The following is a 6,659-nucleotide window of genomic DNA, read 5'->3' as shown; positions in this document are numbered from 1 at the left end:
AAATATCAGAAGCTTTTACGACAAGTGCTGATAATGCCGATGCAATTAAGAAGGTAACTTCAGCTAATTATGGTCATGTGATGCCGTTAATCGCCCAGTACCTACTCAATCGTGAACAAGAAGTCATACAATGGTTCCATACTGAACATCAATGGTTTAAAACGAAACTTGAAAATGAAACGAGTCATACAGGTATTCGTATGTTCAAGCGCTATGCTACCATTACGACATCAGCTCGTATATTAGAACGTGTCATTGCGACACCTATTGATTTGGAGGCAATTAGAAATTACTTACTCAATTACCATTCAAATTCAGTAAGTGAGCGGTCTCTTGCTGATAAAGCGCTCGAAACGATTACGCAATTTGTCGCACAGAATAGAGGGAAATTTTCTGATGATAATAGATTATCAACCATGGTAGAAAATTATGGACTTATTGAATTAAAGGATAATTGTATTCAAGTCAAAATCCTTAAAGATGTCTTTAAACGTATGTTGGAAGAAAACCAATATCAAGATGTGAATAACGTTATCGATGCGCTGCGTGATAAAGGACATATTCAATCTGATCCTAAGAGAAAGACAACCAAACGCAGTATCAAAGATTCCCATGGTAAGTCCAAAACGATTGTATTCTACCATCTTAAATTGGATAAAGAACTTGCACCTATTTTAGGCTTAAACGCTCATGTTGAACCTTTTACACCACCACAATTTGACGGTAATACAAATCCAGATTTGCTGAATGAATTTGTTAAAAAAGCCAGAGAAATAGAAGCTAATGATGATTTAGAATTATAAATTAAATATTTGGAGGTTTATTCATATGGACGAATTCATCACATTACTCGCTGATTTAGTGATCGAAGAAATCAATCGCACTGATGACTAATCATATCGCCCAACACCTGACTGGTGTTGGGCTCATCTATAAATTCGTTCATAAATATATATTATCATGATGAAAGGAGGAAACTCGATGAAACAAGCTATTGGTTATTTACGCCAAAGTACAACCAAGCAACAATCACTCACTGCACAGAAACAAACTATCCAAACACTCGCTAAAAAATACAATATCCAATACATCACCTTTTATAGTGATAAGCAATCAGGCAAAACGGATAATCGAACAGGTTATCAACAAGTCATCGAACGCATTCAACAAAAACAATGTGACGTATTATGTTGTTATCGCTTAAATCGACTGCATCGTAATTTGAAAAATGCATTAAAACTTATGAAACTCTGTCAAAAATATCATGTTCATATTCTAAGTGTTCATGATGGCTATTTTGATATGGATAAAGCATTTGATCGCCTAAAACTTAATATATTCATAAGTCTCGCAGAATTAGAGTCTGATAATATTGGTGAACAAGTCAAGAATGGCCTTAAAGAAAAAGCTAGACAAGGTAAACTCATCACGACACATGCACCATTTGGTTATACCTATCGCAATGGTACATTCACAATTAATCAAAATGAAGCACCAACAGTTAAGGCAATATTCCATTACTACCTACAAGGTTATGGTTATAAAAAAATTGCGCAATACCTAGAAGAAGATACTAAGCTAATCAACCGAAAACCCTATCAAGTACGTAACATTATTATGAACCCTAATTACTGTGGACGTGTGAATAACAAATACGGTACTTTTGATAATATGTTCCCATCTATTATCAGTAAAGCAATGTATAAAAATGCTCAAGCAATTCGTATTAAGAAGCAACTTCACTGTATACCTTCAGAGAATCAGCTGAAACAAAAAATAAAATGTCCTTGTTGTGGTTCAACCCTTACCAACATGACCATTAGAAAAACCAATCATTCATTACGTTATTATGTCTGTCCTAAAAACATGAATGCATCACGTTTCATATGTGACTTTAAAGGCATAAACGCTGAAAACCTAGAAAAACAGGTCTTAGAATCTTGCCAAAAATTCTTTCGAGACCAACAGCTCTATTCGAAAATCAAACATGCTATTGAGAAACAGCTCAAAAAACAAAGGATGCATGATACTAGTAACACATTAACTCATGAAAAGCTCATTGAAAAATTAGCACAAGGAACAATTGATGTAGAAACATTCAGAGAACAATCTCAATCAATAAACCTACAGAATAAGCCTATACAACCAATAAGTGATATTGGGATAAAAGCATCGCTACAAAAAGTTATACAGAAAAGTTTCACGTTAAACATGTTATATCCCTTTATTGATGTCATTCATATTACTAAAAATAAAAAACTAAGCGGCATCTATTTAAAAGATGAGCCACTAAACATTGTTAATCAAGCGGTACAATCATCGATTGCTTAATAAGAAAGGATGAAAAAATCATGCAACAACTCAAACAAAAACGTGTCGGTATCTATGTCCGTGTATCAACAGAAATGCAAAGTACTGAAGGATATAGTATCGATGGACAAATCAATCAAATTCGAGAATATTGTGATTTCAATAACTTTGTTGTTGTAGATGTATACGCGGATAGAGGTATTTCTGGAAAATCTATGAACCGACCAGAACTACAACGTTTGTTAAAAGATGCGAACGAAGGTAAGATCGATTCTGTTATGGTCTACAAAACAAACCGACTAGCACGTAACACTTCTGACTTACTCAAAATTGTTGAAGACCTTCATCGTCAAAATGTCGAATTCTTCAGCTTATCTGAACGTATGGAAGTTAATACAAGTAGTGGTAAACTGATGCTACAAATACTCGCAAGCTTCTCTGAATTTGAACGCAATAACATTGTCGAGAACGTATTCATGGGCCAAACTAGACGTGCACAAGAAGGCTACTATCAAGGGAATTTGCCTCTAGGATATGACAAAACACCTGATAATAAACACGAACTGATGATTAATCAACATGAAGCGAATATCGTGAAATATATATTCGAATCTTATGCCAAAGGACATGGTTATCGTAAAATTGCCAATGCCCTCAATCACAAAGGATATGTTACTAAAAAAGGTAATCCTTTTAGCATCAATTCAATAACCTATATCTTAGTCAATCCATTCTACATTGGTAAAATTCAATTTGCGAAGTACAAAGATTGGAATGAAAAGCGTCGTAAAGGACTGAATGATAAACCTATTATAGCTGATGGTAAACACCCTCCTATTATTAGTCAAGAACTATGGGATAAAGTCCAATCACGCAAAAAACAAGTTAGTCAAAAGCCCCAAGTTCATGGTAAAGGAACCAATCTATTAACAGGCATCGTTCACTGTCCACAATGTGGTGCACCAATGGCAGCTAGTAACACAACGAACACATTGAAAGATGGTACCAAGAAACGTATTCGCTATTATTCTTGTAGTAACTTTCGAAACAAAGGCTCAAAAGTATGTTCTGCGAATAGTGTTAGAGCTGATGTGATTGAGAAATACGTCATGGATCAAATACTCGAAATTGTCAAAAGTGATAAAGTCATTAACCAAGTCTTAGAACGTGTCAATCAAGAGAATAAAGTCGATATTGGTGCATTGAACCATGATATCGCTTATAAACAACAACAATACGATGAAATCCATGCGAAACTAGACAACTTGATTAAAACAATCGAAGATAATCCAGACTTAACAACAATACTCAAAGAAACAATCCATAAATATGAAACACAACTCAATGACATTACGAATCAAATTAATCAACTGAAGCAACAACAAAATCAAGAGAAAACATCATATAATACGAAACAACTATCCGCTGTTTTACGTCGCATATTTCAAAACGTAGAATCCATGGATAAATCACAACTCAAAGCGTTATATCTCACAGTCATTGACCGAATAAATATTCGTAAAGACGAACATCGTAAAAAGCAATTCTATGTCACATTAAAACTCAATCATGAAATCACTAAACAACTCTTCCATAATACCCCTATCGACGAAGTGCGCCTCAGCACTTCGTCTTTATTTTTATCTCAAACACTCTATATTCATATATAAGTATAAGTGACTTTTTTAGCTTCTTGATTGAGTTAGGTATACAATAAAATTATGAACAATATTAATTTAGAGGAAGGATGTTTTAAAATGGGAAAATTACAAGATAAAGTCGTCGTTATTACAGGTGGTGCACAAGGTATGGGAAAACTTCATGCCAAAAAAGCGATAGCTGAAGGCGCAAAAGTCGTGATAACTGATATTAATGATGAATTAGGTCAAAAAACAGCTAATTCTCTTGGAGACGATGTTTTATTTATCAAACATGATGTATCTAAAGAAACAGATTGGAATCATGTCATTCAAGAAGTTATGAACAAATGGAATCGAATTGATGTATTGGTTAATAATGCAGGAATCACATACAATAAAACAATTGACCAAATATCATTAGAAGATTATATGAAGATTGTAAATATTAATCAAGTATCTGTATTTTTAGGCATCAAAACTGTATCAAAAATTATGAAAAGTCAAAAACAAGGGTCAATCATCAATATTTCTTCAATGAATGGTCTTGTTGGTGGTGCAATTGGCTATACAGATACAAAATTTGCGGTCAGAGGTATGACAAAAGCTGCGGCTAGAGAATTGTCTCCATACAATATTCGAGTTAATTCAGTACACCCAGGTGTTATAAAAACACCAATGTTAGAACAAGACGATGTTAAAGAAGCCGTTAAAGAATTCGAAAAAACAATTCCAATGCGAAGAGTTGCGCAACCCGAAGAAGTATCTAAACTTGTATGTTTCTTAGGGTCTGACGATGCTTCTTATTCTACAGGATCAGAATTTGTTATAGATGGTGGTATTACTGCACTATAAATGATAAATCAATTAAAATATAAATAGTTCTCTTGAATAAATTTTAGGCGAAGTGCTGAGGAGCACTTCGCCTTTATTTTTTCCTTAAACAAGTTAAATTTATACTTATTGTCCTTTCGTCATCCAATAACACTCAACTAATAGAAAATTTCGATATATATATCATTGATGATTCAATTTATAGCTTATATTGAATGACGAAAGAACATCCCATCATGATAAACCAACGGGATAACAATGGGATTTGATAAATACATGTAGGATAAGGATTACGCAAGCGTAATCCCGAAATCCCATTATTATTTATAAATAGATAATATAAAAAGAAAAAGTAAGTCGTACTGACATCTACAAATTCAAATCATATATAAATATATAGCTATATTTCCCGAGAAATGAGCGGGATAATGGGATTTCCTTGTCATATCAACAATTGTGATGATTTTCTATTGGGATATTTTCTGTATTTCAGTGGGATTTCTAAGTGAAACAAACATTATTTCAAACTTATATTATCAAAATGATGTATCGCATGCATACATCTATCAAACACATTAGGAGGTCATAATGATGACACTAGAACAACAACTCAAGCACTATATAACCAACTTATTCAAACTGCCAAAAGATGAAAAGTGGGAATGTGAATCTATCGAGGAAATCGCTGATCATATCTTACCTGACCAATATGTAAGGCTTGGGCCACTCAGTAATAAAATACTTCAAACCTACACCTACTACTCTGATACACTTCACGAAAGTAATATCTACCCTTTCATTCTCTACTATCAAAAACAACTTATTGCGATTGGTTATATTGATGAAACAAACGATATGGACTTCTTATATCTTCATAACACAGTTATGCCACTACTAGATCAAAGACACTTACTTGAAAAGGAGAATCATAATAATGAATAAATGGATACACATAGCTCAGATAAGCGTCACAGTCATTACAGAAGTTATTACAATAATGAAAGATATAGAAAAGGAGAAATGAGCATGGAACGTTATATTACACGTGGTATTGCCAATTACTTGCCAACAATGTTGCAGCAACAATTATGGAAGCTCGTAGCTCAACGAGAACATGAACAATTCGATGACAATGAATCATTGGATTATTTTCATATATTCCAGTTCAATATGCACAATAATCAATTATATATCAAACATAAGCAAGAACGTCCAGAGTACGTAAAAATTCATAAGGCAAATTATTCAAAAGCTATCAATATTAATAAGGTCTACATTATCCGAGAAGATGATGTAGACCTTTCTTATTATGTCATGTTACTACCGGAAGAATACTAAAGGAAGTGAATACTATGAATACAATCAAAAGCACCATACACACAGAAGCAACTTTTAGCGACGATGAACAACATCGTTACTTACTCAAAAAGACTTGGGATAAAAACAAACCCGCATGTACAGTGATAACGATGTATCCTCATTTAGACGGCGTATTATCACTCGATCTTACAACAGTTCTTATCCTCAACCAATTAGCAAATTCTGAACAATATGGCGCTGTATATCTTGTAAATCTATTCTCTAATATCAAAACACCTGAAAATCTTAAACATATCAAAGAGCCATACGATGAGCACACAAACATTCACTTGATGAAAGCGATTAGTGAGAGTGACACAGTCATTCTAGCTTATGGTGCTTATGCGAAGCGACCAGTTGTTATCGACCGTGTCGAACAAGTGATGGAAATGTTAAAACCTCATAAAAAGAAAGTTAAAAAACTCATAAATCCAGCAACAAATGAAATTATGCATCCACTCAACCCTAAAGCACGTCAAAAATGGACATTGAAATAAAGAACGTAAGTTGGCAAAGATG

At 33.7% G+C, this 6,659-nt stretch carries 6 protein-coding genes and 1 pseudogene; all 7 read left to right on the top strand.

The genetic code is table 11. From position 1 onward, the window contains the following. Positions 1-803: pseudogene (locus KA858_RS04580) on the top strand (cassette chromosome replicative helicase); the annotation flags it as partial. A gap of 178 nt (positions 804-981) precedes the next feature. After that, on the top strand, positions 982-2,331 hold the full coding sequence (ccrA, locus tag KA858_RS04575) for a cassette chromosome recombinase CcrA (RefSeq protein WP_129407195.1): 1,350 nt from the start codon (positions 982-984) through the stop codon (positions 2,329-2,331). A 20-nt stretch (positions 2,332-2,351) separates the two neighbouring features. Next, on the top strand, positions 2,352-3,980 hold the full coding sequence (gene ccrB / locus KA858_RS04570) for a cassette chromosome recombinase CcrB (RefSeq protein ID WP_210135131.1): 1,629 nt from the start codon (positions 2,352-2,354) through the stop codon (positions 3,978-3,980). Between the two features lie 87 nt (positions 3,981-4,067). Beyond that, positions 4,068-4,802 carry a glucose 1-dehydrogenase gene (locus tag KA858_RS04565; protein WP_025907478.1) on the top strand — a complete coding sequence of 245 codons (735 nt, stop codon included), beginning with the start codon at positions 4,068-4,070 and terminating at the stop codon, positions 4,800-4,802. 570 nt (positions 4,803-5,372) lie between these two features. Next, positions 5,373-5,723, top strand: coding sequence for an SAUGI family uracil-DNA glycosylase inhibitor (locus tag KA858_RS04560; protein WP_204168103.1), 351 nt, complete (start codon positions 5,373-5,375; stop codon positions 5,721-5,723). 84 nt (positions 5,724-5,807) lie between these two features. Continuing rightward, complete coding sequence (locus tag KA858_RS04555; protein ID WP_031920590.1) at positions 5,808-6,119, top strand: DUF960 family protein; 312 nt, start codon at positions 5,808-5,810, stop codon at positions 6,117-6,119. A 14-nt stretch (positions 6,120-6,133) separates the two neighbouring features. Then, positions 6,134-6,637: a DUF1643 domain-containing protein gene (locus KA858_RS04550; protein ID WP_031920589.1), complete on the top strand. Its 504-nt coding sequence runs from the start codon at positions 6,134-6,136 to the stop codon at positions 6,635-6,637. Positions 6,638-6,659: the final 22 nt, after the last annotated feature.

Origin of the sequence: Staphylococcus sp. GDX8P80P, from assembly GCF_017893095.1 — a bacterium.
Classification (GTDB): domain Bacteria; phylum Bacillota; class Bacilli; order Staphylococcales; family Staphylococcaceae; genus Staphylococcus; species Staphylococcus borealis.
The sequence above is the reverse complement of the archived record's forward strand: the minus strand, read 5'-3'. Positions and strand labels throughout refer to the sequence as shown.